This is a genomic window from Bradyrhizobium sp. USDA 4503 (genome assembly GCF_054055815.1).
Genome location: NZ_JBSRXS010000001.1, coordinates 4,973,023 through 4,998,265, shown reverse-complemented (window position 1 = coordinate 4,998,265; position 25,243 = coordinate 4,973,023). Strand labels below are relative to the sequence as shown.

The following is a 25,243-nucleotide window of genomic DNA, read 5'->3' as shown; positions in this document are numbered from 1 at the left end:
CTTGCCTGATCCCTTGCTCCGCGTCGACAATCTGGTCCGCCGCTTCGGCGGCATCACCGCGACCGACAACCTCTCGATGGAGGTGGTGCCGGGCGAGTTGCACGCCATCATCGGCCCCAACGGCGCCGGCAAGACCACGCTGATCAGCCAGCTCACCGGGCAGGTGATGCCGAACTCCGGCACCATCCGCTTCGCAGGCCGCGACGTGACAAACCTGCCGTCCTACAAGCGCAGCCGCCTCGGGCTGGCGCGCTCGTTCCAGATCACCTCGCTGCTGAAGGATTTTTCCGCGATCGACAATGTCGCGCTGGCGGCGCAGGCGCATGACGGCCACTCGTTCCGCTTCTGGGGCAATGCGCGCAAGGAGCGGCATCTGCGCGAGTCCGCGCGCGCGGCGCTGGAGCGCGTCGGCCTCGGCACGCGCGCCGATATCGTGGTGTCGCAATTGAGCCATGGCGAGCAGCGCGAGCTCGAGCTCGCGGTCGCGCTCGCCACCAGGCCGCAGCTGTTGCTGCTGGACGAGCCGATGGCCGGGCTCGGCGTCACCGAATCGACGCGGATGGTTGCGCTGCTGAAGGAGCTGCGCAAGGAAGTCACCATCGTGCTGGTCGAGCACGACATGGAGGCGGTGTTCGCGCTGGCCGACCGCATCACGGTCTTGGTTTATGGCCGCGTCATCGCCTGCGACGTGCCGGACGCGATCCGCAAGCACGACGAGGTCAAGCGCGCCTATCTCGGCGAACAGCATGCGGTGACGCGCCATGGCTGAGACCAGGATGGCTAATACCAAAACGGCTGAAACCCTGCTTGAAGTGGATGGCATCGAGACCTGCTACGGGCTGAGCCAGGTGCTGTTCGGCCTGTCGCTCCAGATCAAGTCGGGCGAGATGGTCGCGCTGATGGGCCGCAATGGCATGGGCAAGACCACGACGATCCGCTCGATCATGGGCCTGACGCCGGCGCGGTCAGGCGCCATCCGCTTCGCCGGCGAGGCGGTGCGCGGCCTGCCGTCCTACAAGATAGCGAAGCTCGGGATCGGCCTGGTGCCCGAAGGCCGCCAGATCTTCCCGAACCTCACGGTGCGCGAAAATCTCGTCGCCGCGTCAGGCAATCGCTTCAGTGCCTCCGATCCTTGGACCATCGACAAGATCCACGCGCTGTTTCCGCGGCTCGCCGAACGCACGAACAATATGGGCGTCACGCTGTCCGGCGGCGAGCAGCAGATGCTGGCGATCGGCCGCGCGCTGATGACCAATCCGAAATTGCTGATCCTCGACGAGGCGACCGAGGGTCTTGCGCCCCTGATCCGCGACGAGATCTGGAGCTGCCTGTCGATGCTGAAGGAGCGCGGGCAGTCGGTGCTGGTGATCGACAAGAACGTCGGAAACCTCGCCCGCATCGCCGACCGCCATTACATCATCGAGCGCGGCCGCACCGTGTGGAGCGGCACCAGCGAACAGCTGGTCGCCGAGCCGGAGCTGCAGCACAAGTATCTCGGGATTTGAGCAGCAAGCATTGCCGTATCGCCGTCATCCTGAGGAGCCTGCGTAGCAGGCGTCTCGAAGGATCGATGGCCCGGCTGGTGGCCGTGCATCCTTCGAGACGCGCTACGCGCTCCTCAGACTCTCAGGATGACGGATCAGAGAGGCGGGCTGCCGCGGCTTATCGTGAAGAGCCTCGCAGCAGTCGTTTCGCTGCGTCGGCCGCTGCTGCGGCATAGGCGCGATCGCCATGCACCAGCATCAGGGAGATCGCGCCCTCGGACAGCAGCCAGATCTCGCGTGCGCGGCGGTCAGCCTCGCGGACGCCGGCGCGCTTCAGCAGCGCGCCGAGATGGGTTTCGAGCAAGGCCTTGTGCCGGCGCGCAATTGCGCGTGCGGGATGGCCGGGGAGATCGGCCAGCTCGATGACCAGCCTGGTGAATCCCGAGCCGGCCCATCGCGGCCTATCCGCCCAGACCGCGAGGTCGCGGAACAGGCCGTCGATGATCGCCGCCGGCGAGCCGGACAGCTTGTCGCCGAACGTCGCGAACGCGGCCAGGGCCAGTTCGTTCTGAGCTTCGAGCACGAAGGCGAGCAGCTGATCCTTGCTTTGAAAATGATTGTAGAGCGTGCGCTTCGTCACCCTCGTCGCCGATGCGATTTCGTCCATGCTTACGCGGCTATATCCGCGCTGTCGAAACAGGACGTATGCGGCAGCAAGGATGCGCCGCCGTGTCGGTTCTGCAGATCGCGCCATGCAGTCACCTCTTAAATATACCGGGTAGTGAATTTACATCGGTTGAAAAACCAATTGGAATGGCTTCCGGGATTTTTCGGCCCGCGCCAGCCAGCTTCCTCGCGCTGCGAAAGCCATTGCCATGCCCGATTCGTTGACGCTCAGGGAAATCAAAGCTCGTCCGGTGGTGCTCAAGCTGAAGCGGCCCGTGGTCGCGCGCATTGTCACGATATCGGAGTGGCCGCTCGTCCTCATCGATCTGGTGACGGAGGAGGGCATTGTCGGGCGAAGCTATCTCGAGCCTTACATCGTGAAATCGCTGCGATATCTGGTTCCGGCGTTGCATGATCTCGGCGAATTGCTCAGAGGTCGGAGCGTGGCGCCCGTCGAGTTGTTCGAGGCGGCGCGCAAATCGCTTCACTTTGTCGGCTATGAGGGATTGTCGATGATCGCGGCGTCGGGCCTCGACATGGCCGCGTGGGACGCGTTGGCGAAAGCCGCAAACAAGCCGCTGTGCGTGCTGTTGGGGGCGACGGTCGGCGCCGTGAGATCCTACAATAGCAACGGCCTTTGGCTGAAGGAGCCGGCCGCCGTCGCGGCCGAGGCTTTGGAATTGCGCGACGAAGGAGGGTTCTCAGCCCTGAAATTGCGCCTCGGCAGAAGCGATCCGCGCGAGGATCTGACGACCCTCGACGCCGTTCGAAAAGCAGTCGGGGATCGGATGCATTTGATGGTGGACTACAACCAGGGGCTAAATCTCGCCGAAGCCATCGAGCGGTGCCATGCGATCGATGATTATGGCCTCGACTGGATCGAAGAGCCCGTCGTCTATGACAATCTCGACGGACACGCCCGACTGGCGGCGGAGCTGAAGACGCCGATCCAGATCGGCGAGAACTTCTATGGTCCGAGGGAGATGCATAAGGCGATCGCGAGAAAGGCCTGCGACCTGGTGATGCCGGATTTCATGCGTATCGGCGGAGTGACGGGCTGGATGCGGGCGGCTGCGATCGCCGGCGCCGCGGGTATCCCCATCTCAACGCATCTTTATCCGGAAGTCGCCGCTCACGTCATGCGCGCAACCGAGACCGCTCACTGGTTGGAATGGCAGGACTGGGCCGATCCGATTCTCGAACGGCCGTATGAAATCAAGGATGGTCTTTTGCATATTCCCGACACGCCTGGTGTCGGTCTGGAATGGAACGAAGCGGCCGTCGCGGCTCACCTTGCAAGCGTCTAAAGCGCGATGAGATTGGGTTGAATCGTCATCGCGCTTTAGCTCTTTGTTTGAGCATGATCTTTGCGGAAAATCGCTTCACACTTTTCCGGATCATGCTCTAGAGCGGCGGAGCGCCTACGCCGACGCTTCCGTCAAAACATCTCGAAATATTCGCGGTGCTCCCAGTCCGACACCTCGGCCTGGAAGCGTTCGATCTCCGCGTTCTTGATGAAGACGTAATAGTCCACGAACTCCGGCCCCAGCGCCTGACGGAAGAACGGATCGTCGTTGAGCGCGAACACGGCCTCGCGCAGCGACTTCGGCAGCAGCGCGGCCTTGGCCTCGTAGGGCGTGTCGGCCGACGGGCCGGGGTCGAGCTTGCGGTCGACGCCGTCGAGGCCGGAGAGGATCTGGCTTGCCATGTAGAGATAGGGATTGGCGGCTGGTTCGCCGATCCGGTTCTCCAGCCGGGTTGCCGGATCGCCGGCGCCGCCGAGCACGCGGATCATCACGCCGCGGTTGTCGCGGCCCCAGATCGCGCGGTCCGGCGCCAGCGAATAGGAGCGGTAGCGCTTGTAGCCGTTGATGGTCGGCGTCGTGAACACGGTCGAGGCCCGGGCGTGCTCGATCAGGCCGGCGAGCCAGCCGCGGCCGAGCGCACTGAGCGGCTCGCCGGTCTCCTTGGCCATGAAGACGTTCTCGCCATTGGCGCGCGACACCAGCGACTGGTGCAGGTGCCAGCCGCTCGCGAACACGTTCGGCAGTTTCGGCCGGCACATGAAGGTCGCGTGATAGCCGTGGCGGCGCGCGATCTGCTTCACTGCCGAACGAAACAGTACCATGGTGTCGGCCGGCGCAAGACCGACAGTCGGTGCGAAAGTGAATTCGCACTGGCTCGGACCGAATTCGACCTCGACCGAGCGCAACGGCAGGTCGAGCGCGATGATGTCGCGGCGGATGATCTCGAGCGCCGGCTCCATCAGGTCGTAGCGCTGCTCGGTGAGGTATTGATAGCCGTGCGATAGCAGGCTGACCGACGGCGGCCGTCCGGGCTGGCCGGCATCCTCCGGCGCCATGTGGGCGTCGTCGAGCTTGAACAGGTGGAATTCGACCTCGAGGCCGGCGACGAAATCGTAGCCGCGGCCGGCGAGCTGATCGAGCACCTTGCGATAGAGGTTGCGGGTCGCGAACGGCACCGGCCGGCCGTCGCTGAAATAGAGGTCGCAGAGCAGCCAGCCGGTGTTTTGCGCCCAAGGCAGCACGCGGAAGGTGGTGGGGTCGGCGACCATCAGCACGTCGGCCGCGCCTTCCATCTCCTTCATGCCGAAGCCGCCGCCTGATGTGAACACCGGAAACACCGTCTTGTGCGAGGTGTCCTTGGCGAGCATCGTCGTGGTGATGGAGCAGCCGCTTTCCAGCGAGCGCACCGCTTCGCCGGCGATCAGCGTCTTGCCGCGCAGGATGCCGTGCTGGTCGGGGAACGACAGGCGGATGACTTCGAGGTTCTTCTCCTCGACGATGCGGCGGAGGCGTTGTGCGGCCTCCTTCTGCTCATCCGACCACAGGCCGTGACGCTCGACGAAGCTCACCGCGTCACTCCTTCACTTCTCCCTCGCCCCGCTCTTCGCGGGGAGAGGGTCGGGGTGAGGGGCTCTCTCCGCCGACTCGATATGCCGATAGACCTGTACCCCCTCACCCGAATCGCTAACGCGATCCGACCTCTCCCCGCAAGCGGGGCGAGGTGAAGGATACAATGCGGAGCCATTGATACCATCTTCACTCCGCCGCCGTCAGATGATGCACCTTGCCGGCGATCTCGCGCGGCACGGGAGCTGCCCATGGTGCGCCGCGGCGGCGCTTGACGTCGACTTCCATCCAGTAGAGCTCCCAGCCCTGGGTCGGGCCGATGCCGTCCATCGTGGCCGGGCCCTGGATACTGCGCGCGGAGGCGTCGTCGAGGAACAGCATCGGCTTCTCGCCGCCGGAGACCTTCTCGATCTCCTGCCGCAGCAGGCGGCGGTACTGCACGATCGCCTTGTCGCTCTGGCCGAGATGCTCGTTGGTGCGGTCCTGAATCGCCCCCATCGACTCCACTGCCCACTGGTCGTGGACATTGATGTCGGTGCCCATGCCGGTATAGGTCTCGGTCGCCTGCTCGTGCGGATCGAAGCCGTAATCGTTGCTCTTGTTCTTGCGCGACTTGTAGTCCGGCAGCGTATAGAGCTCGAGCCGCTGGTCGCGCATCTTCTGCTTGTCGACCGGCGCCGCATAGCTGGTGAAGATCGCGTACCAGTAGCAGTTCTCGTCGTCGACCGGCACGTGCCACTGTGTGATCGTCATCTCAGTCGACATCGGGATGACGAAGCCGTGCGGGAACAGCTGGTTGGTGACGCGCACATGGGTGCGCTCCGCGTCGAGCTCGCGCAGCGCAATCAGGCGCAGGCCATATTCGGTGTGCTCGACATTGATGATCGGCCGGTCATATTCGCGCAGGATCTTGGTCATCGGCATGTCGCTGCCGGCCGAGGCGCCGCGGAACTGCTTGCCGTAAGCCGCCGAGGTGTCCTCGTCCTCGAAGAAGCGATGCAGAAAGGAGGCGTGCGCCGGATCGATGCCGACCTCGAGCGCCTGCAGCCAGTTGCAGTTCATGTGGCCCTTGAACGCAAACGTATGGCTTCCGGGCGCAACGAAGCAGTCGAGCTCCGGAAAGGCGGGCGGGGCGCCTTCGCCGAGCCAGGCCCACAGGATGCCGCTCTTCTCGACTACCGAATAGGAGCGCTGCCTGATGCCCTTGCAGAGCTGCGAGCCGGCTGGCTCCGCCGGCGTCTCGATGCATTGGCCTGATGTGTCGAACAGCCAGCCGTGGAAGGCGCAGCGCAGCCCGCCATTCTCGAGCCGGCCGAAGGCGAGATCGGCGCCGCGATGCGCGCAGTGGCGATCGATCAGCCCGTAGCTTCCGTCCTCGCCGCGGAACAACACCAGGTTTTCGCCAAGCAGCCGCACCGGCCGAACCGGGCGCGGTCCTTCCAGCTCGTCGACCAGCGCCGCCGGCTGCCAGTAGCTCCGCATCAGCTTGCCGCACGGGTCCTTGCGCCCGGTGCGGGTGATCAGATCGTTCGCTTCCTGGCTCATCATGGCGGCATCTCCCGGATTTGGATTTGTTCGCCTATTGAACGAATGTGCGAATTATGCCATGTCTGTTTTGGACAGCAAGCGCAATTTTTGAACCGTTCAAAGCCGAGCCCCAATCTGAAACGCCATGCCCAAGCAGAAGCGGACCGATCAGGACGAGCGCGCCACCGACTTCGTCGAAGCGCTCGATCGCGGCCTGCGCCTGCTGCAGGTGTTCGGCACCGTGTCCGGCCCGGCAACGCTGAGTGATCTGGCGCGTGCCGCCGATCTGCCGCGCGCCACCGCGCGCCGCATCCTGTTCACGCTCGCGCATGGCGGCTTCGTTGCCACCGACGGCAAGCTGTTCACGCTGACGCCGCATGTGCTGACGCTGGCGGGCTCGTTCCTGCAATCCAACCAGGTGGTGACGGTGCTGCAACCGGTGCTCGACCGCATCGCGACGGCAGCGCAGGAGATCGCCTCGCTCGCCTTGCTCGACGGCGACGACGTCGTGTTCGTGGCGCGCTCGAGCCCGACGCGCGTGTTCTCCGCCGGTCTCGACATCGGCTACCGGCTGCCAGCGTTCTGCACCTCGGTCGGTCGCGCGATGCTCGGCCGGCTCACTGATGCCGAACTCGCGACGCGGCTGAAGGCGATGCGCCGCGATCCGGTGACGCCGCAGACCACGACCGATCCGAAGAGGCTGCTCGCCACCATCATCGCCGATCGCGCGCAGGGTTATTCACTGGTCGACCGCGAGGCCGAGCCGCATTTCCGCTCCATCTCGGTGCCGGTGCGCCGCTACGACGGCACCATCGTCGCCGCGATCAACATGGGCGCGCATGTCGATCGCGTACCGATGCAGGAATTGATCGACCGCTTCCTGCCGCTGCTGCGGGATGGTGCTGATGATGTGAAGAGCCGGCTGCTCTAAGGTAGTCCAACTTCGCTGACGATTTTCGTCATTGCGAGGAGCGATAGCGACGAAGCAATCCATGCATCCACGCGCGCGGAGAGATGGATTGCTTCGCTTCGCTCGCAATGACGGGGGTAGTGTTTCTTTTTGTGCTGTGAGATTACAGCGCCACGCTGCGCAGACCGAACGAGCGCGCCTCGTTCTGCAGTACCGGCCGCACGGAATCGATCAGCCGCGCGGCGGCGGCGTCGACCGAGAGGCCGGCGGTGTCGACCACCGCCGATGCGCGGGCGTAGAGCGGCTCGCGGCTGACCAGGATGTTGCGCAATTCCGCCATCGCCGAGCGGTCGTCGGCCATCGGGCGCAGATCGCCTTGGCGGCGCACGCGCGCCATGTGCTCCTCCGGCTCGGCCTTCAGCCAGATCGTGTAGAACGACGACAGGATCAAATCGAAGGTCAGCGCCTCGGAGACGATGCCGCCGCCGGTCGCCAGCACCATCAATTCCTTGCGCGCCAACAGCTGCGTCAGCGCGGCCTGCTCCATGCGGCGGAAGCCTTCCTGGCCGTACAGCGCGATGATCTCGGCGACCGAGAGGCCGTTCTGCGCCTCGATCTCCTTGTTGAGCTCGACAAAGCTCCAGCCGATCTTCCTCGCCAGCATCCGGCCGAGCGTGGTCTTGCCGGCGCCGCGCAGGCCGATCAGCGCAATGCCGGAGAACGAGGCGCGCCGCGGCGCCAACGGGCTGCTGCCGGCGAGCATGTCCTTGGCCTGCGCGATCTGGTTCGGCGACGCCTTGCGCAGCAGGTCGCGGATCACGGCCCAGTCCGGCACGGGCTCGCTGGAGGGGATCAGGTCCTCGAGATGCGCACCCATCGCGCCTGCGACACGGCGCAGCAGCACGATCGAGACATTGCCTTTGCCGCTTTCGAGCTGGGCGATGTAGCGTTCGGAAATGCCGGAAACCTTGGCGAGCACCTTGCGCGACATGCCGCGCAGGGCGCGCATCGTGCGCACGCGCTGGCCGAGCTGTTCAAGGAAGTCGGTTTCCGGGTCGTTGGCTGCGGTCATGATCCCTGTGCGACGCGCGGTCCTGACTGAATCAGACCGAGGTTCTAGGAAACATAGTGCCGATAAGGATTGACAGCAAGCCAACGTGGTGGCTTTGTATGAATTATAATTCTTAAATTCACAGGAGAGGGAAGCGTGGCACGTCCGGGTCCGAGGAGCGGAGCATGACTTACAACGCGGTCTCCTGGCTGCTCGACCGCAACGTCGATGAAGGCCGCGGCGACAAGGTCGTGTTCGACGATACGGTGTCGCAAATCACCTATGGCCAGTTGCAGCAGCAGACCCGCCGCGTCGGCAACATGCTGCGCCAGCTCGGCGTCCGCCGCGAAGAGCGGGTCGCCATGATCATGCTGGACACGGTCGATTTCCCGATCGTGTTCCTCGGCGCGATCCGCGCCGGCGTGGTGCCGGTGCCGCTCAACACGCTGCTGACCGCGGAGCAATACGCCTACATCCTCGGTGATTGCCGCGCCCGCGTGCTGTTCGTGTCGGAAGCGCTGCTGCCGGTCGTGAAGGACATCATCGCGCGGATGCCCGACCTCGAGCATGTGGTGGTCTCCGGCAAGGATGCGCATGGCCACAAGAAGCTGTCCGATGAGATCGCGCGCGAGAGCGACGTGTTCGCCACCGCGCCGACCCATGCCGACGAGCCGGCATTCTGGCTCTATTCGTCGGGCTCGACCGGCATGCCGAAGGGCGTGCGCCATCTGCATTCCAATCTCGCGGCGACCGCGGAGACCTACGCCAAGCAGGTGCTCGGGATCCGCGAGGATGATGTCGGCCTGTCGGCGGCCAAGCTGTTCTTCGCCTACGGGCTCGGCAATGCGCTGACCTTCCCGATGTCGGTCGGCGCCACCACGGTGTTGAACTCCGAGCGGCCGACGCCGGCGGTGATGTTCGCGCTGATGAACAAATATCACCCCAGCATCTTCTTCGGCGTGCCGACCCTGTTCGCGGCGATGCTGAACGACGAGGCGACCAAGGCGCAGTCCGGCGGCAATCGCCTGCGCGTCTGCACCTCGGCCGGCGAGGCGCTGCCGGAGTCGGTCGGCAATGCCTGGAAGACGCGGTTCGGCGTCGACATCCTCGACGGCGTCGGCTCGACCGAGCTGCTGCACATCTTCTTGTCGAATGCGCCCGGCGACATCAAATACGGCTCGTCCGGCCGTCCGGTGCCCGGCTACAAGGTGCGGCTGGTCAACGAGATCGGCGCCGACGTCGCGGACGGCGAGGTCGGCGAACTCTTGGTCGATGCGCCCTCGGCCGGCGAGAGCTACTGGAATCAACGGGCCAAGAGCCGCGCCACCTTCGAGGGCGCCTGGACCCGCACCGGCGACAAATACACGCGCGATGCCGACGGCCGCTACACCTTCTGCGGCCGCGCCGACGACATGTTCAAGGTCTCCGGCATCTGGGTGTCACCGTTCGAGGTCGAGAGCGCGCTGATCACCCATCCCGCGGTGCTGGAGGCGGCGGTCGTGCCGGAGGCCGATCCGGAAGGGCTGCTCAAGCCGAAGGCGTATGTCGTGCTGCGGCCCGACAGTTCAGTCGCCGGCCTGCACGAGGCGCTGAAGGAGCACGTCAAGCAGAAGATCGGCCCGTGGAAATATCCGCGCTGGATCGATGTGGTCGACAATCTGCCGAAGACGGCGACCGGAAAGATCCAGCGGTTCAAATTGCGGGAACACGAGCACTAGCTCCCCGCGTCGTCCCGGCCTAGTGCGCAATTGCGCACGGGAGCCGGGACCCATACGCCGCGGCCTTCGTTTCGAGAGGCGCTGTTCAACAGCTTTGCGCAACAACTAACGCCTGTGGTTATGGGTCCCGGCTTTCGCCGGGACGACGATGAGGAAGGCCTACCATGACAAACTTGAAACCCTCCGGCTTCCTCAGCATCGACGGCGCCGATCTCGAATACCGCATGATCGGTCCCTCGCCGGACGCGGCGCCGACCATCGTGATGCTGCATGAAGGCCTCGGCTGCGTCGGGCTGTGGGGCGACTTCCCCGAGAAGCTGCAGGCGGCGACCGGCGCCGGCGTATTCGTCTATTCGCGATCAGGCTATGGCGCCTCGTCGCCGGCGAAGCTGCCGCGTCCGGTCGACTACATGCATCGCGAGGCGTTCGACGTGCTGCCGAAATTGCTCGACCGGATCGGCTTCCGCCGCAGCTTGCTGCTCGGTCATTCCGACGGCGCGTCGATCGCGGCGATCTATGCCGGTGCGCATCAGGACCATCGCCTGCACGGCCTGGCGCTGCTGGCGCCGCACTTCATCGTCGAGGACATTTCGGTGAAGTCGATCGCCGAGATCAAGACGGCGTATGAGACCACCAATCTGAAGGAGAAGCTGGCGCGCTGGCACAAGGATGTCGACAACGCCTTTTATGGCTGGAACGGCGCCTGGCTCGATCCGGCATTCCGCGACTGGGATATCTCCGACTATCTCGCCTATATCCGCGTGCCCGTGCTGATCGTGCAGGGCGCGGCCGACCAGTACGGCACCATGCGCCAGGTCGAGATCGCCCAGGAGGAATGCTACTGCCCGGTCGATGTCACGGCCATCGATGGTGCCGGCCATTCGCCGCATCGCGAGGCGCCCGCGGTGACGCTCGAGGCGGTCGCCGAATTCGCTAAAGCGGCGCTGCGCGACGACCCGGCACTGGCGGCCTGACCTTTGGTGCCGATGCCAGGTCATTGGCCGAGCGTGTGAATTTCGCGAACATGAAACAAAATGCATGTTTTTGCGTTTTGAACTAGACCAGATCAAAAACATGCATTATTGTGCATGAAGACCTCGACGACGAACCTTCAAACGAACAACAGCAAGACAACAGATAAGGGTGGCCCATGGCTGGTGACGAGCGCGTCCTTGCAGGCGGGGCGAAGTACATCGACTTCCAGACCGACCCGTCGCGCTACCGGCACTGGAAGCTCGACGCTGCGGGCGACGTCGCGACGCTGACCATGGACGTCGACGAGAACGCCGGCCTGTTCGAAGGCTACCAGCTCAAGCTCAATTCCTATGACCTCGGCGTCGACATCGAGCTTGCCGACGCCGTGCAGCGGCTGCGCTTCGAGCATCCCGAGGTCAAGGTGGTGGTGATGCGCTCGGGCAAGAACCGGGTGTTCTGCGCCGGCGCCAACATCCGCATGCTGGCGGGCTCGACCCATGCCCACAAGGTCAACTTCTGCAAATTCACCAACGAGACCCGCAACGGCCTGGAAGACTCCAGCGAGAATTCCGGGCAGAGCTTCATCACCGTCGTCAACGGTACCGCGGCCGGCGGCGGCTATGAACTGGCGCTCGCGACCGACCACATCATGATGGCCGACGACGGCGCTGCCGCCGTCGCGCTGCCGGAAGTGCCGCTGCTCGCGGTGCTGCCGGGCACCGGCGGGCTCACGCGCGTCGTCGACAAGCGCAAGGTGCGCCGCGACCATGCCGATTTCTTCTGCACCATCGAGGAAGGCATCAAGGGCAAGCGCGCCGTTTCCTGGCGCCTGGTCGACGAGATCGCGCCGAACTCCAAGCTCGAGGGCAAGCTGGCCGAGCGCGTCAAGGAATTCGCCGCGAAGTCGAAGCGCAACGGCGCCGGCAAGGGCATCGCACTGGCGCCGCTGACGCGCACCATCGACGACAGCGCCATCCGCTATGGCTTCGTCAGCGTCGACATCGATCGCGCGGCGCGCATCGCCACCATCTCGATCAAGGCGCCGGAAACCACGGCGCCCGCCGACATCGACGGCATGATCGCGCAGGGCGCTGCGTTCTGGCCGCTGCAGGTCGCCCGCGAGCTCGATGACGCGATCCTGCATCTGCGCATCAACGAGCTCGAGATCGCGATGCTGGTGTTCAAGAGCCATGGCGACCGCGCCAATGTCGTGTCCTATGATGCGTTCCTGGAGGCCAACAAGGCGCACTGGCTGGTCAACGAGGTCAGGCATTACTGGAAGCGCGTGCTCAAGCGCATCGACGTCACCTCGCGCACGCTGGTGACGCTGGTCGAGCCCGGCTCCTGCTTCGTCGGCACGCTGGCCGAGCTCGTGTTCGCCGCCGACCGCTCCTACATGCTGATCGGCCAGAAGCAGGGCGACAACCGCCCGCCGCCGGCGATCGAGCTGACGGCGATGAATTTCGGGCCCTATCCGATGAGCCACGGCCTGACCCGGCTGCAATCGCGCTTCCAGGCCGATCCGTCGGATCTGGAGCGCGCGCAAGGCTCGATCGGCAAGGCGCTCGACGCGGAGGAGGCCGAGGAGCTCGGTCTCGTCACCTTCGCGCTCGACGACATCGACTGGGACGACGAGGTCCGCGTGTTCTTCGAGGAACGCACCTCGTTCTCGCCCGACGGTCTCACCGGCATGGAAGCCAATCTGCGCTTCGTCGGCCCGGAGACCATGGAATCGAAGATCTTCTCCCGCCTCACGGCGTGGCAGAACTGGATCTTCCAGCGGCCGAACGCGGTCGGTGAGGACGGCGCGCTGCGCCGCTACGGCACCGGCCAGAAGGCGCAATTCGACATGACGCGAGTTTAGGGGAGCACGGCCATGAACATCATGAACGTCGATTACTCGACCAAGATTCCGAACAATGTGAATCTCGCCGAGGACCGCCAGGTGCTCAAGGCGCTGGAAGGCTGGCACCCCGGCTACATGGACTGGTGGAGCGACATGGGTCCGGACGGCTTCCAGGAATCGCTGGTCTATCTGCGCACCGCCTATTCGGTCGATCCGCGCGGCTGGGCCAAGTTCGACTATGTGCGGATGCCCGAATATCGCTGGGGCATCTTGCTCGCGCCGCAGGAAGAGAACCGCGTCATCCCGTTCGGCGAGGACTATGGCAAGCCGGCCTGGCAGGAAGTCCCCGGTGAGCACCGCGCCATGCTGCGCCGCCTGATCGTGATCCAGGGCGACACCGAGCCGGCCTCGGTCGAGCAGCAGCGCCATCTCGGCAAGACCGCGCCCTCGCTCTACGACATGCGCAACCTGTTCCAGGTCAATGTCGAGGAAGGCCGCCATCTCTGGGCGATGGTCTACCTCTTGCAGAAGTATTTCGGCCGCGACGGCCGCGAGGAGGCGGATGATTTGTTGCGCCGCCGCTCGGGCGACGCGGATTCTCCGCGCATGCTAGGGGCCTTCAACGAGGCGACGCCGGACTGGCTGTCGTTCTTCATGTTCACCTACTTCACCGACCGCGACGGCAAGATGCAGCTGCACTCGCTGGCGCAGTCGGGCTTCGATCCGCTGTCGCGCACCTGCCGCTTCATGCTGACAGAAGAAGCCCACCACATGTTCGTCGGCGAGACCGGCATCACCCGCGTTGTGCAGCGCACCTGCGATGCGATGAAGGAAGCCGGCATCACCGATCCGAACGACATCGCCAAGATCCGCGCGCTTGGCGTGATCGACCTGCCGACCATCCAGAAGAAGCTGAACCTGCACTATTCGCTGTCGCTCGACCTGTTCGGCTCGGAAGTGTCGACCAACGCGGCCAATGCCTTCAACGCCGGCATCAAGGGCCGCTACAAGGAGACCACGATCGACGACGACCACCAGCTCAAGAGCTCGACCTATCCGGTCATGAAGATGGTGGACGGCCAGATCAAGATGGTCGACGAGCCGGCGCTGACCGCGCTCAACATGCGGCTGCGCGACGACTACACGCAGGATTGCGTCAAGGGCATGCTGCGCTGGAACAAGGTGATCTCGACCGCCGGCATCGACTACAAGCTCGCGGTGCCGAACACCGCCTTCCACCGCCAGATCGGCGAGTTCAAGGACGTCCATGCGACGCCCGATGGCCTCTTGATCGACGACGCCACCTGGGCCAAGCGCAAGAACGACTGGCTGCCGTCGACCGCGGACGGCGACTTCATCGCCTCGCTGATGAAACCGGTGACCGAACCCGGCCAGTTCGCCTCCTGGATCTCGCCGCCCAAGGTCGGCATCGACAATAAGCCGGGCGACTTCGAGTATGTGAGGATCGAGAGCTGATCGGCGCGAGCATGATCCGGAAAAGTGTGAAGCGGTTACCGAAGAGATCATGCTCAAACAACGGATAGGTCATGATGCGAAAATCGCATCGTGACCTAACAGTTTCTTTCCGCAGGGAGAGAACAGGAAGGGGCGAGCCGAAAAGGTCCCGGGGCTCGTCCCTTTCTTTTTGGTCAGATGCCGGTACGGAGGCGCGGCCTCAATCGTCATTTGTAAGTTCGTCGGGCCACATCTGCGCACCGTGAAGCACGCGCAAGATGCGAACAGTCTCACCGTCAACAAGGTACGCCGTGACATAAGGTGTGCGCGGGATGACCAACTCGCGCGTGCCGGCAACACGCCCGGGCCGGCCACAGGAAAGTCGAGCAGGCGCCGCGCAGCATCGGCAATCTGTTCGTCAACATGGACCGCCGCGCGAGGATTCTCGGCCTCGATGTAGCTGAAAATGTCGTCGCGATCGGATAACGCGAAGCGCGACCAGACGAGTTTCACCGCTTACGCCTTGTCGCTTTTCGAAGCGCGGCGGCGCGGCGTTGCGCGAAATGCGCTTCGACCTCGGAATCATCGAGACCGGGCCGGGCATCCGCCAACGCCTGGTGCACCTTCTCGCGAAACCAGCTGTCGTAAGCCTGGCTGTTGCTCACGAGTTCCAGTGGAAGCATTCCTTCATTGGCCGTGCGTGTCAGCAGAATCCGCACGGCGTCGGATACCGTGAGACCCATGTTCTCCAGAACCTCGGTGGCCTTTTCCTTTACGTCCGCATCGATGCGGGTTTGGACCAGGGCATTCGAAGCCATAGCGATCTCCTTCACTCATCCAATGTAATGCATTTGAATGACAAGCGCCAGAGGTGTCACAGCCCTATGGAAGCAGGTGAGCCAGCGACGAAAACGGCCCCGCCCTCCGGCGGAGCCGTTGCCGTAGGTCGGTCGCGCGGCTGCTTAGCCCGCGATCTCCAGCCCCGCGGTCGCGTAGACCACGCCGCCATCGACCGCGATGGTGTTGCCCACGACATAGTCGCCGGCGCGGGAGGCGAGGTAGATCGCGGTGCCCGCCATGTCCTCGTCGGTACCGACGCGCTTCGCCGGCACGCGCTTGGCGACTTCGTCGGCGTGGTCGCGCGCGGCGCGGTTCATGTCCGACTTGAAGGCGCCCGGTGCGATCGCGGTGACGTTGATGTTGTCCTTGATCAGGCGGGTCGCCATGCGGCGCGTCAGATGGATCACCGCCGCCTTGCTGGCGGCATAGGAATAGGTCTCCATCGGGTTGACGAAGATGCCGTCGATCGAGGCGATGTTGATCACCTTGCCTGGCTTGTCGTGCGTCGCCGCCGCACGCAGCGGCTTGGCCAGCGCCTTGGTCAGGAAGAAGATCGACTTGACGTTGAGGTTCATCACCTTGTCCCAGCCGCTCTCCGGAAATTCGTCGAAATCCGCGCCCCATGCCGCGCCGGCATTGTTGACGAGGATGTCGAGCTTCGGCTCGCGCTTGATGATCTCGCCCGCGAGCTTGTCGCAGCCCTCGACGGTCGAGATGTCGATCGGCAGCGCGATGCATTCGCCGTCATAGGCGGCGGACAGCTCCTGCGCGGTCGCCTCGCAGGGACCTGCCTTGCGTGCGGTGATGTAGACCCTGGCGGCACCCTGCGCGAGGAAGCCGGCCGCGATCATCTTGCCGATGCCGCGCGATCCCCCGGTCACCAATGCGACGCGGCCCTTCAGCGAGAACAGATCCTTGAACATGCGCTCCTCCATTGCGTTGCCAGTGGTTCTGGGCGCGCCCGGGGAGCGAGTCAAGGAGAGGGAAGGGATCGGTAGCCCGGATGCAGCGGAGCGAAATCCGGCAAAATGCTATCCGCGGATGCGACTGTCCCGGATTGCGCTTCGCTGCATCCGGGCTACGAAGAGTAGGTTACGCCGCGTCGATGCGGCGAAAGCCGTTCCACACTGCGGTGGCGGCGCCTGATGTCAGCACCGGCAGCAGGCGCGCGTCCTGGTAATTGCCGTTCAGCGAGACCCGCTGCAAGGCGGTCAGATGGTCGGCGCTTTCGGGAAACAGCATGCCCGGCCGCGTCGTCACCGCGGTCCGAAAGCCGATCGACCGGGCGAGGGCGAATTCACGCTGCCCGGCGGCGATCCGGTCGCCATAGGGATAGGCGAGATGCAATGCCGGCCGCTGCAGCGCATCCTCGATCCGCGCCCGGCTGGTCGCGAGCTCGAACGATGCGATGGTCTCGCTCTGCTTGGCGAGATTGCAATGGGTGATGGTGTGCGCGCCGATCGTCACCAGCGGATCCTCGGCGAAGCCGCGCAACTCGTCCCAGGACATGCAGAGCTCGCGCACGATGCCGGTCTCGTCGACCCCGTGACGGGCGCACAGCGCGGATATCTCGGCCTGCATCGCCTGCTCGCCGGGCAGTGAACGCAGCCAGTCGTGGATGCGGCCGAAGGCAGTCCGCTTGGCCTGCGCTGTCGCGGTGTCGATCCGCGTCATGGTGCCGTCGATCGGCACCTCGATCGCGGACGCCGCCGCGATCACCCGCTCCAGTGCGATCCACCACAATCTGCCGCAGCCCTCGGCGAAATCGCTCGCGACATAGACCGTGAACGGGGCGCCGAACTCGCGCATCACGGGCAGCGCGAAATCGCGGTTGTCGCGATAGCCGTCATCGAAGGTAAAGCAGGCGAAGCGCCGTGCGAAATTCCGTTCGGCGAGACGGCGATGCGCCTCGTCGATGCTGATCACGTCGACGTCGAGCGCGCGCAGATGTGTCAGCATCGCGCGCAGGAAGTCCGGCGTGACCTCGAGATGATGGTTCGGCTGGAACGCGTCGCCGCGCCGCGGACGGACGTGGTGCAGCATGAAGATGGCGCCGACGCCGGCGAAGATCGGCCGCAGCAGGATATGCGCACCCGAGAAATACAACGCCTCCATCCCGGCACGGATCACGGTGTTGCGGAGTTGTTTCATGAGGGCGCGGGCCGGCCGATTTGCATTCCGCGGCAAACTTAGCGAAAGACCACTGAAGAAACTGTTATCCCGGTCCGACATGGCGCCCCCGCCATGGCGCGTCATTTGGGGTTTGACAGTCAGCCAAGGGTTTGTTTTCTCTCTGGTTCCCGACCCCGCAGGACGCTGAATGCACGGACTTTTCAAGTGGAGTAGCAAGTGGTGGCCGGGGGTGATTCCACTGGTCGTGCTTTGGGGTATCGCGGCCTGGACGAGCACCACAACGGTCGAAGCGGACCTTGCCGCGCGCTCCAATGCCGCACTGAAGGACACAGTCCTCGACAAGCGCCGCATCAGCGTCGACGGCCGCGACGTTACGTTCGCGGCCAACGCCTTCTCCGAAGACGGCCGCCTCAGCGCGGTGGCGTCGGTCGAAGCCGTGCCCGGCGTGCGGCTGGTCAACGACGAGACCCGCCTTGTTCCCGAAGCCAAGCCCTTTGTCTGGTCCGCCGAACGCGACGTCGTGCGGGTCACGCTCGGCGGCAATGCGCCGCTGCCGTCGAGCAAGGGCAAGTTGACCGAAGCCGCGAAGGCCGGTCTCGGCGGCGTTGAGGTGGTGGATCAGATGGTGCTCGCCCGCGGCGCGCCGCTGCGGTTCGACGCGGCGGCGCTGCTGTTGCTCGACCAGATCGGCAAGCTGAAGGAAGGCAAGATCACGCTGACCGACAACAAGGTCAATCTCGCCGGCATGGCGCGCGAGCTCGGCGGACGCGAAGCGGTCGCCGCGGCGCTGAAGAACCTGCCGGAAGGCTATTCGATCGCCGCCAACGACATCAAGGCGCCGCCTTACGTGTTCCAGGCCTACAAGGACCCGGTTGCGGTGACGCTGACGCTGACCGGCTACGTGCCCGACAACAACGTGCATGCCGCGCTGGTCGCCGCCGCCGGCCGCAAGTTCTTCAGCGAGAAGGTGGTCGACAATCTCAAGGCCAGCATCGGCGCGCCGTCGGGTTTCGCGGCCGCGGTGGTGCCCGCGCTCGGCGCGCTGTCGCGGCTATCGACCGGAACGCTGGTGGTATCGGACCGCGAGGTGAAGCTGTCGGGCGATGCGCTCTACGATGCTGCCGCCGGCCAGATCCGCGACGGGCTCGGCAAGGATTTTCCGCAGGGCTGGCAGTACAAGGCCGAGGTCACGGTCAAGCCGGCGGCTGCCCCGGTCGATCCCACGGTGTGCCAGCAGCTGTTTTCCGAAATTCTCTCGAAGGGCAAGATCCGCTTCGAGTCCGGCAAGGCCGACATCGTGCCGGATTCCGCCGGCCTGCTCGACCGCCTGATCGAGACCGCGTTGCGCTGCCCCAATGCGACGATCGAGATCGCCGGCCATACCGACAGCGACGGCGAGGAGGCCGCCAACCAGGCACTGTCGGAACGCCGCGCGCAGGCCGTGGTGGATTACCTCGTGCGCGCCGGGCTGCCTGCCAGCCGCTTCACGCCGATCGGCTATGGCAGCACGCAGCCGCTGGCCGGCAACGAGAGTGAAGACGGCAAGGCGCAGAACCGCCGCATCGAATTCGTGGTGAAGTAGCGATGACCGTGCTCGCGACATTCTTCTGGGGTTGGCTGCTCGGCGCGGCGCTGCTCGGCTTTTGCATGGGCTGGATCGCGGTGGTGCATCGGGCGCGGGGGGTCTCGAAGGTCTGGATGCGCTGGCTGGCGCTGCTCGCCGCCGCGCTGGTGGCGGCGTCGTTCGCGCGAATCGTGCCCGGCCGGTTCGGCTACTGGCTCGATCTCTTCCTGGTCATGTTCGCGCTCTATCTCGTCGGCTGCGCGATCGGCTCCTGGCTGCGCGACTGGGTGGTTTCGCGCAGCAAGCCCGCGAGCTGACCTCAATCCCCTGATCCGACAGGCCTGAGCGGCGTCGCCAAGCGCAGGGCGAACTGCATTCGTTTTAGCGCTTGACATCAATACGTACGTACGTATTAAATCCTGTCCATGCCAAAACCCTCTCTCCGCGATGCCATCCTCGACGCCGGCCTGACGGAAATGTTCCGGACCGGCTATCACGGCACCAGCGTGCGCGACGTCACCGCCGCCGCCGGCGCGCCGCAGGGCTCCTTCACCAACCATTTCCGCTCGAAGGAGCTGTTCGCATCCGAGGTGCTGGACCGCTACTTCGTCTATGTGCGCGGCCTCGTTGCCGAAGCGCTGGGCGACACGACGCTGACGCCGCGCGAAAGGCTGAGGAGCTATCTCGATCTGATCACCGGCAAGCTCGCGCATGACGGCTTCACCCGCGGCTGCCTGATCGGCGATTTCAGCCTCGAGGCGTCGGGCTCGAGCGAGATGCTGCGCGAGCAGCTCGACGACATCTTCCGGGAATGGCGCGCGCCGTTTGCGGCCTGCATCGCCGAGGCTCAGGCCACCGGCGAGATCGCCTCCGACTTCGATCCCGATCAGCTGGCCGATTTCCTGCTCGCATCCTGGCAGGGCGCGATGCTGCGCATGAAGGTCGAACGCAGCGAAGCGGCGCTGACGCGTTTCAAGACGATCGCATTCCAAACCGTGTTCAAGGAGTTGCCATGACCAGATCCCCCGATATCAGCCTGCATCATCGCGCCGTGCTTGGGTCTACGATGGCCTATCGCGAGACCGGCCGCAGCGACGCGCCGCACGTGCTGTTCCTGCACGGCAATCCGACGTCATCCTACATCTGGCGTAACATCATGCCGCTGGTCGCCCCCGTCGGGCACTGCATCGCGCCCGACCTGATCGGCTACGGCCAGTCCGGCAAGCCCGACATCGGCTATCGCTTCCTGGACCAGGCGGACTATCTCGACGCGCTGATCGACGAGCTCGGCATCGCCTCGGCCTATCTCGTCGCCCAGGACTGGGGCACGGCGCTCGCCTTCCACCTCGCGGCACGCCGTCCGCAACTGGTGCGCGGGCTCGCCTTCATGGAGTTCATCCGCCCGATGCGCGATTGGTCGGACTTCCACCAGCACGACGCCGCGCGGGAGACGTTCCGGAAATTCCGTACCGCGGGCGTGGGCGAAGCGATGATCCTCGACAACAATGCGTTTGTCGAACGCGTGCTGCCCGGCTCGATCCTGCGCACGCTCGGCGAGGAGGAGATGGCCGCCTACCGCGCGCCGTTTGCGACGCGAGAGAGCCGCAAGCCGACCTTGATGCTGCCGCGCGAGCTGCCGATCGCCGGCGAGCCGGCCGATGTCGCCGAGGCGCTCACGGTGGCGCATGCGGTGCTCGCGGCATCGACCTATCCGAAGCTGCTGTTCGCGGCGACGCCCGGGGCGCTGGTGTCACCGGCCTTTGCCGCCGAATTCGCCAAGACGCTCAAGCATTGCGCGGTCATTCAACTCGGTGCGGGCGCGCACTATCTGCAGGAGGATCATCCGGAGGCGATCGGCCGCTCTGTGGCCGGCTGGATCGCCGGCGTCGAGGCTGCCTCCGCGCAGCGCCACGCCGCATGAGGGGCACGGAGCGCGTGACATGAGGGATGTCTCGATCACCTATTGCCGGCCGTGCGGCTACGAGAAGCGTGCCAAAGAGGCCGCGGCGCTGTTGCGCGAGCGCCTCGGCGTCGATGCGACGCTGATCCCCGGCAAGGGCGGCATCTTCCAGGTCAAGCTCGGCGACGAGGTTGTCGCCAGGCGCACGAAGGGACATTTTCCCGATGCCGCCGAGATCGTCGCCGCGGTCACGGCCGCGCGGGATTGATGATCGGCGGAGCGCCTCCCGGCGAGTACGGAAGATCATTCTCTATTCGGCCGTGCCGGTACTTCACCGTAGTTTTCCGGATGGCCTTGCGGACCGTTCGGCGGGCTAACTGCCGCACGCGCATGTCAAGTCTTGTCGAAGGCGGCGGGAAACGCGCATATTTGTGCACCCGCTGTCATGAATCATCCGTAATATCTTGAAGATGCGCGTTTTATTGTCTTTTGACGAATTCCACTCCGGTTTAAAACGCGCTACACGGGCCAGGGCACAGCGAAGCGCCGGCGGAGATCGCCCGGGAGCCGTCGTCGCGGGATCGCAATTCGAGGTCTAGATGCTGGAAGCAATACGCAGGGCGATGGCGTTTCTGCGCCAGAAGCAAATCCTGCATCGGCTGGGTGTTGTCATCAGCATCGCCGTCATCGGCATCGCCTGCTACGTCCTTTATCACATGCTGCGCGGCATCGACACCAACGAGGTGCTCGAGGCCATCAAGAGCACCGAGCCGCGGCAGATTGCCCTGGCGGGACTGTTCGTCGCGGCGGGTTACTTCACGTTGACCTTCTACGATCTGTTCGCGGTGCGCGCGATCGGCCACGCCCATGTGCCCTATCGCATCAACGCGCTCGCGGCCTTCACCTCCTATTCGATCGGCCACAATGTCGGCGCCAGCGTCTTCACCGGCGGCGCGGTGCGCTACCGGATCTATTCGGCGTGGGGGTTGAACGCGATCGACGTCGCCAAGATCTGCTTTCTCGCCGGGCTCACCTTCTGGCTCGGCAATGCCGCGGTGCTCGGGCTCGGCATCGCCTACCACCCCGAGGCCGCCGCCAACATCGACCAGCTGCCGCCCTGGCTCAACCGGGCGCTGGCATTCGCGATCATCACCGCGCTGGTCGCCTATGTGGTCTGGGTCTGGACCCAGCCGCGGGTGGTCGGCCGCGGCCCCTGGACGGTGACCCTGCCGGGTGGCCCGCTGACGCTGCTGCAGATCGCGATCGGCATCCTCGACCTCGGCTTCTGCGCGCTGGCGATGTACGTGCTGGTGCCGGACGAGCCAAATCTCGGCTTCGTCGTGGTCGCCGTCATCTTCGTGTCGGCGACCCTGCTCGGCTTCGCCAGCCACTCCCCCGGCGGCCTCGGGGTGTTCGACGCCGCTATGCTGGTCGGCCTCTGGCAGATGGACCGCGAGGACCTGCTCGGCGGTATGCTGCTGTTCCGGCTGCTCTACTATATTGCGCCGTTCGTCATATCTGTAATCTTGCTGACGTTTCGGGAGGTTATTGTCGGCGCCCGACTCAAACGGCTGCCGCAGGCTGATTCGGGTCCCCGCGCCGAGCCGCACCATGAGGCGGTTCTGGTTCGCAAGCGCGGTGACTCCGGGGTCTGATGAAGCGGCCCGATGCCTCCCGAGGGAAGGTCGCTATGACCGCGCCTGGGCGAGACATGAACCGACGGGATGAAAGCCGCCGCGATGGCAATTGACGATTCGCATTCCTCCATCTTCTCGCCCTGGCCCGACCGGTTGCGCCACTCCGCGCTGATCCTGCTTGCCGCAGCGCTGGCCTTGAGCGTGGTGGTCGCGCTCGGCGAATTGTCGCTGGTGCGCGCCTGCGCCGTGTTCGTCTGCATCGCGGCCGCGGCGCTGGTGCCGTGGCGGCTGCATGATGCCGGAACCTCGCGCGAGGATGTCCGCGGCGTCAATCCGGTCGAGGCCGCCGCCGTCAGCGCGGTCGTCGCCGGCATGCCGGATCCGGCCGTATTGCTCGATCGCGCCGGCCGCGTCATCCATCTCAACGCCGCAGCGGCGCAGCTCGCGCCTGCGCTGCGCAAGAACGAACTGGCGCAATTTGCCCTGCGCTCGCCGGAGATCATCACCGCGCTGCGCGAGGCGATCGCGACCACCGAGCCACGCCGCGCCACCTACACCGACCACGTTCCGGTCGATCGCTGGATGGAACTGGTGATCACGCCGGTGCCGGTGCCGACCCAGTTCGGCGGCACCGAGAAGTGCATGCTGATGACCTTCCACGACCTGACGCCGCTGCGCCGGGTCGAGGAGATGCGAGCCGACTTCGTCGCCAATGCCAGCCACGAGCTGCGCACGCCGCTCGCCGCCTTGTCCGGCTTCATCGACACGCTGCAGGGGCCGGCGCGCGAGGACGCGCGGGCGCGCGAGCGCTTCCTCGGCATCATGCACACCCAGGCGACCCGCATGGCGCGGCTGATCGACGATTTGCTGTCGCTGTCGCGGGTCGAGCTGTCGGCCCATGTGCGGCCCGAGGCCTCGATCGACATCGTGCCGATCATCCGCCAGGTCGCCGACGGGCTCGAGGCACTGGCCAGCGAGCGCCAGGTCGAGATCGAGGGCGACCTGCCTCAGGCTCCGGTCATGATCGCCGGCGACCGCGAGGAACTGCTCCGCCTGTTCGAGAACCTGATCGAGAATGCCCTCAAATACGGCGCCTCCGGGGGGCGCGTCATAGTGTCGCTGAATCAGGCCGTTTCGGGTGCATCGGGCGAAGGGGCCCCCGAAATCCGTGTCATGGTACGGGATTTCGGCCCCGGCATCGCCCCCGAGCACCTGCCGCGGCTGACCGAGCGCTTCTACCGGGTCGACGTCGGCGACAGCCGCAACCAGGGCGGAACGGGCCTCGGATTATCGTTGGTGAAACATATTCTTAACCGTCATCGCGGGCGTCTTTTGATCGAGAGCGTGCCGAAGAACGGGGCCACTTTTACCGCCTGTTTTCCCCGGCCGAAGACCCCGTTGCCAACTCAAAGCTAAGCGTTTTCAGAAGCTTAGTACTGTCATCCAACTGTCATCCAACCTTCGTAAAAGCAGCACCGACCGCTCCTAGATGGACCGGCGTGAGCGCGATCGGGCGCATTCGGCGCTTCGCTCACTGGATGGAGACCACCCATGAATTTCATCAAAGCAATCGTCGCAGCCGGCGTGATCGCCGCTTCGACGTCGGCCTTCGCTGCCGATATTACCGGCGCGGGCGCGACGTTTCCGTTCCCGATCTATTCGAAGTGGGCTGACGCCTACAAAAAGGAGACCGGCAACGGTCTGAACTACCAGTCGATCGGCTCCGGCGCCGGCATCAAGCAGATCCAGGCCAAGACCGTGACCTTCGGCGCCACCGACGCGCCGCTCAAGCACGAGCAACTCGAGAAGGACGGCCTCGTGCAGTGGCCGATGGTGATGGGTGCGATCGTCCCGGTCGTGAACCTCGAAGGCATCAAGCCGGGTGACCTGATCCTGTCGGGCGAAGTGCTCGGCGACATCTATCTCGGCAAGATCACCAAGTGGAATGACGCGGCGATCGCCAAACTCAATCCGAAGCTGACCCTGCCGGGCGATGCCATCACCGTCGTGCGCCGTTCGGACGGTTCGGGCACCACCTTCAACTTCACCGACTATCTCTCCAAGTCGAACGCCGACTGGAAGTCCAAGGTCGGTTCCGGCACCGCGGTCGAGTGGCCGGTCGGCGTCGGCGCCAAGGGCAACGAAGGCGTTGCCGGCAACATCAGCCAGACCAAGAACGCTATCGGCTATGTCGAGTATGCCTACGCCAAGCAGAACAAGCTGACCTACACCGGGCTGGTCAACAAGGCCGGCAAGACCGTGCAGCCGACCATGGCTGCCTTCCAGGCTGCCGCCTCGAATGCCGACTGGGCCAAGGCTCCCGGCTACTACGTGATCCTGACCGACCAGCCGGGCGAGGCCTCCTGGCCGATCACCGCGGCGACCTTCATCCTGATGCACAAGGACTCGACCGACAAGGCGGCCTCGCAGGAAGCGCTCAAGTTCTTCAAGTACGCCTTCGAGAAGGGCGACAAGGCGGCCGAAGAGCTCGACTACATCCCGATGCCGGACTCGGTCGTCAAGCTGATCGAGAAGACCTGGTCGTCGGACATCAAGAGCTAAGTCCGACGCTGCGACAGGGCCTGTGCCGACTCGATCGCGGCACAGGTTGAGCGACCAAGACCCGGTCTCCATCACCGCGGCAATAAGCGCGCGATCGAGGCC

Annotated in this window: 23 protein-coding genes and 1 pseudogene; 16 read left to right on the top strand and 8 right to left on the bottom strand. The window is 64.9% G+C overall.

The features are described from left to right. Position 1 precedes the first annotated feature (1 nt). A complete protein-coding gene (locus ACVMIH_RS24085; protein WP_456866542.1) occupies positions 2-769 on the top strand; it encodes an ABC transporter ATP-binding protein in 768 nt (255 codons plus the stop codon). Positions 770-776: 7 nt separating this feature from the next. Beyond that, a complete protein-coding gene (locus ACVMIH_RS24080) occupies positions 777-1,505 on the top strand; it encodes an ABC transporter ATP-binding protein (RefSeq protein WP_456863548.1) in 729 nt (242 codons plus the stop codon). A 157-nt stretch (positions 1,506-1,662) separates the two neighbouring features. On the opposite strand, the gene ACVMIH_RS24075 is transcribed toward ACVMIH_RS24080, so the two are convergent. After that, on the bottom strand, positions 1,663-2,238 hold the full coding sequence (locus ACVMIH_RS24075) for a TetR/AcrR family transcriptional regulator (RefSeq protein ID WP_028340504.1): 576 nt from the start codon (positions 2,236-2,238) through the stop codon (positions 1,663-1,665). Positions 2,239-2,359: 121 nt separating this feature from the next. On the opposite strand from ACVMIH_RS24075, the gene ACVMIH_RS24070 reads away from it, so the two are divergent. Continuing rightward, positions 2,360-3,457 (top strand): enolase C-terminal domain-like protein, encoded by a 1,098-nt coding sequence (locus ACVMIH_RS24070; protein ID WP_456863545.1) that lies wholly within the window; start codon positions 2,360-2,362, stop codon positions 3,455-3,457. Between the two features lie 131 nt (positions 3,458-3,588). On the opposite strand, the gene ACVMIH_RS24065 is transcribed toward ACVMIH_RS24070, so the two are convergent. Both ACVMIH_RS24065 and ACVMIH_RS24060 read right to left on the bottom strand, forming a co-directional pair. Beyond that, the gene (locus ACVMIH_RS24065) at positions 3,589-5,025 is read right to left on the bottom strand and encodes a glutamine synthetase family protein (protein ID WP_310882343.1); all 1,437 of its coding nucleotides are present in this window, start codon (positions 5,023-5,025) and stop codon (positions 3,589-3,591) included. Between the two features lie 187 nt (positions 5,026-5,212). Further along, on the bottom strand, positions 5,213-6,571 hold the full coding sequence (locus tag ACVMIH_RS24060; RefSeq protein WP_456863542.1) for an aromatic ring-hydroxylating dioxygenase subunit alpha: 1,359 nt from the start codon (positions 6,569-6,571) through the stop codon (positions 5,213-5,215). A 124-nt stretch (positions 6,572-6,695) separates the two neighbouring features. Between ACVMIH_RS24060 and ACVMIH_RS24055 the strand changes: the two genes are divergently transcribed. After that, positions 6,696-7,481, top strand: a complete 786-nt coding sequence (locus tag ACVMIH_RS24055) for an IclR family transcriptional regulator domain-containing protein (RefSeq protein WP_076831010.1) — start codon at positions 6,696-6,698, stop codon at positions 7,479-7,481. Between the two features lie 142 nt (positions 7,482-7,623). On the opposite strand, the gene ACVMIH_RS24050 is transcribed toward ACVMIH_RS24055, so the two are convergent. Then, the gene (locus tag ACVMIH_RS24050; protein WP_456782794.1) at positions 7,624-8,616 is read right to left on the bottom strand and encodes a helix-turn-helix transcriptional regulator; all 993 of its coding nucleotides are present in this window, start codon (positions 8,614-8,616) and stop codon (positions 7,624-7,626) included. Between the two features lie 80 nt (positions 8,617-8,696). Between ACVMIH_RS24050 and ACVMIH_RS24045 the strand changes: the two genes are divergently transcribed. From ACVMIH_RS24045 to boxB, 4 genes are all read left to right on the top strand, one after another. Then, a complete protein-coding gene (locus ACVMIH_RS24045; RefSeq protein ID WP_456855135.1) occupies positions 8,697-10,229 on the top strand; it encodes a benzoate-CoA ligase family protein in 1,533 nt (510 codons plus the stop codon). A 164-nt stretch (positions 10,230-10,393) separates the two neighbouring features. Next, positions 10,394-11,203, top strand: coding sequence for an alpha/beta fold hydrolase (locus ACVMIH_RS24040; RefSeq protein ID WP_456863540.1), 810 nt, complete (start codon positions 10,394-10,396; stop codon positions 11,201-11,203). 176 nt (positions 11,204-11,379) lie between these two features. Beyond that, entirely contained in the window at positions 11,380-13,068 is a 1,689-nt protein-coding gene (boxC, locus tag ACVMIH_RS24035; RefSeq protein WP_057019461.1) for a 2,3-epoxybenzoyl-CoA dihydrolase, read from the top strand. Between the two features lie 21 nt (positions 13,069-13,089). Further along, a complete protein-coding gene (gene boxB / locus ACVMIH_RS24030; protein ID WP_076831085.1) occupies positions 13,090-14,526 on the top strand; it encodes a benzoyl-CoA 2,3-epoxidase subunit BoxB in 1,437 nt (478 codons plus the stop codon). A gap of 199 nt (positions 14,527-14,725) precedes the next feature. On the opposite strand, the pseudogene ACVMIH_RS24025 reads toward boxB, so the two are convergent. The 4 genes and pseudogenes from ACVMIH_RS24025 to ACVMIH_RS24010 form a co-directional block, all read right to left on the bottom strand. Then, positions 14,726-15,018 (bottom strand): annotated as a pseudogene (locus ACVMIH_RS24025) (type II toxin-antitoxin system RelE/ParE family toxin). Then, positions 15,015-15,323, bottom strand: a complete 309-nt coding sequence (locus ACVMIH_RS24020) for a type II toxin-antitoxin system RelB/DinJ family antitoxin (protein ID WP_253588712.1) — start codon at positions 15,321-15,323, stop codon at positions 15,015-15,017. The pseudogene ACVMIH_RS24025 and the gene ACVMIH_RS24020 overlap by 4 nt, the downstream one beginning before the upstream one ends. A gap of 144 nt (positions 15,324-15,467) precedes the next feature. Further along, entirely contained in the window at positions 15,468-16,268 is an 801-nt protein-coding gene (locus tag ACVMIH_RS24015) for an SDR family NAD(P)-dependent oxidoreductase (protein WP_456863538.1), read from the bottom strand. A gap of 169 nt (positions 16,269-16,437) precedes the next feature. Further along, the gene (locus tag ACVMIH_RS24010) at positions 16,438-17,496 is read right to left on the bottom strand and encodes a polysaccharide deacetylase family protein (RefSeq protein ID WP_316396594.1); all 1,059 of its coding nucleotides are present in this window, start codon (positions 17,494-17,496) and stop codon (positions 16,438-16,440) included. A gap of 169 nt (positions 17,497-17,665) precedes the next feature. Between ACVMIH_RS24010 and ACVMIH_RS24005 the strand changes: the two genes are divergently transcribed. From ACVMIH_RS24005 to pstS, 8 genes are all read left to right on the top strand, one after another. Beyond that, positions 17,666-19,060: an OmpA family protein gene (locus ACVMIH_RS24005; RefSeq protein ID WP_076830999.1), complete on the top strand. Its 1,395-nt coding sequence runs from the start codon at positions 17,666-17,668 to the stop codon at positions 19,058-19,060. Between the two features lie 2 nt (positions 19,061-19,062). Beyond that, positions 19,063-19,359, top strand: a complete 297-nt coding sequence (locus ACVMIH_RS24000; RefSeq protein WP_057019456.1) for a hypothetical protein — start codon at positions 19,063-19,065, stop codon at positions 19,357-19,359. Positions 19,360-19,467: 108 nt separating this feature from the next. Continuing rightward, entirely contained in the window at positions 19,468-20,058 is a 591-nt protein-coding gene (locus ACVMIH_RS23995) for a TetR/AcrR family transcriptional regulator (protein WP_141339766.1), read from the top strand. Continuing rightward, entirely contained in the window at positions 20,055-20,963 is a 909-nt protein-coding gene (locus ACVMIH_RS23990; protein ID WP_456863535.1) for a haloalkane dehalogenase, read from the top strand. Before ACVMIH_RS23995 ends, ACVMIH_RS23990 begins: the two co-directional genes overlap by 4 nt. A 19-nt stretch (positions 20,964-20,982) precedes the next feature. Further along, positions 20,983-21,210 carry a SelT/SelW/SelH family protein gene (locus tag ACVMIH_RS23985; RefSeq protein ID WP_253638520.1) on the top strand — a complete coding sequence of 76 codons (228 nt, stop codon included), beginning with the start codon at positions 20,983-20,985 and terminating at the stop codon, positions 21,208-21,210. Between the two features lie 331 nt (positions 21,211-21,541). Then, positions 21,542-22,597, top strand: a complete 1,056-nt coding sequence (locus ACVMIH_RS23980; protein WP_026192163.1) for a putative bifunctional lysylphosphatidylglycerol flippase/synthetase — start codon at positions 21,542-21,544, stop codon at positions 22,595-22,597. 84 nt (positions 22,598-22,681) lie between these two features. Then, positions 22,682-23,995 (top strand): ATP-binding protein, encoded by a 1,314-nt coding sequence (locus tag ACVMIH_RS23975; protein ID WP_456863533.1) that lies wholly within the window; start codon positions 22,682-22,684, stop codon positions 23,993-23,995. A 135-nt stretch (positions 23,996-24,130) separates the two neighbouring features. Then, a complete protein-coding gene (gene pstS, locus ACVMIH_RS23970; protein ID WP_076830985.1) occupies positions 24,131-25,141 on the top strand; it encodes a phosphate ABC transporter substrate-binding protein PstS in 1,011 nt (336 codons plus the stop codon). The last annotated feature ends 102 nt before the right edge of the window (positions 25,142-25,243 follow it).